This is a genomic window from Pseudomonas sp. A-RE-22 (assembly GCF_019956035.1).
GTDB classification, from domain to species: Bacteria; Pseudomonadota; Gammaproteobacteria; order Pseudomonadales; family Pseudomonadaceae; genus Aquipseudomonas; species Aquipseudomonas brassicacearum.
Genome location: NZ_JAHBCZ010000095.1, coordinates 1 through 1,242 on the forward strand (window position 1 = coordinate 1; position 1,242 = coordinate 1,242).

A 1,242-nucleotide genomic window follows, 5' to 3' on the forward strand; every position below is an offset into this window, starting at 1 on the left:
CCCTACATCGGCCAATGCCTGGGCGTGCCGCAGCTTAACGAACTGCTCAAAGTCATCACCGACCTTTACATCGAAAAAGGCCTGGTCACCAGTCGTGCCTATCTGCCGCAACAGGACCTGTCCGGCGGGCATTTGAGCGTGTTGGTGGTGGAAGGACGACTCGAAGGCCTGAAGGGTGCCGAGAACAGCAAACTGTCGGAGCGCGAGTTGACGATGGCTTTTCCCGGTGTGACCGGCGAATTGGTCAACCTGCGGGAGATCGAGCAGATGGTCGATCAGCTCAATCGCCTGCCGTCGAATCAGGCAAAAATGGAGCTGACGCCCGGCCAGAATGTCGGTGGCAGTGAGGTGCGGGTCACCAACGAACCGAAAAAGCCTTGGCGCGCCGGACTGTCGCGCAGCAACGACGGCCAGCGCAGCACGGGCGAGCAGCAGTGGGGCAGCAGTTTCGAGTGGGACAGTCCGCTGGGCCTGGCCGACCAGTTGATGCTGCGCGGTGGTCACGACGCGATGACCGACCACCAGCACACCTCCCGCAACGCCATGCTCTATTACAACCTGCCGTTTGGCTGGTGGAACGTCAGTTACACCTACAGCCAGAGCGAATACCGCTCGCAGATTCCGGCCAACGGTTTCAACTTCAAGCAGACCGGCGACAGCCAGAACCATCAGGTGCGGGTCGAGCGGGTGATCCACCGTGATGCCCTGAGCAAGACCTCTCTCAACACTGGCCTTTCGTACCTGCGCACCAGTAACTTCATCGAAGAGAGCAAGCTCGCTGAAAGCAGTAATCGCATCAGCGAGGCGCAGTTCGGCATCAACCATGGCCGGCGGATCGGTAATGCCTTCGTCAACCTCGACCTGGGCCTGCAGAACGGCATCGGTGCCCTCGATGCCCAGGGCGATCATGACCCTGGCCCCGGGCTGCCGGATGCCCGTTACCGCAAATACATCGCCACCGCCAGTTACTTGCAACCGTTCCAGGCGTGGGGCGAATCCTTCAGCTTCAGCAGCCTGATGACCGGCCAGCGCAGCGAAGACGTGTTGTTCAGCCCCCAGCGCATGAGCCTGGGCGGCCAAGCGTCGATTCGTGGCTACAAGGATCAGTCGTTGTCCGGCGACAGCGGCGGCTACTGGCGCAACGACCTGCGCTGGAGTCGCCCGGTGACGCTGGAGTGGCTGCGCCCGGTGTTCGGCGAATACGGCACCAGCCTCGGTTATGACCAGGGCGTGATTCGTGGC

General features: G+C 61.8%; 1 protein-coding gene. It reads left to right on the forward strand.

The genetic code is table 11. The features are described 5' to 3' along the window. The coding region (locus KGA89_RS29580) for a ShlB/FhaC/HecB family hemolysin secretion/activation protein (RefSeq protein ID WP_223473199.1) at positions 1-1,242 on the forward strand (1,242 nt) is incomplete at both ends.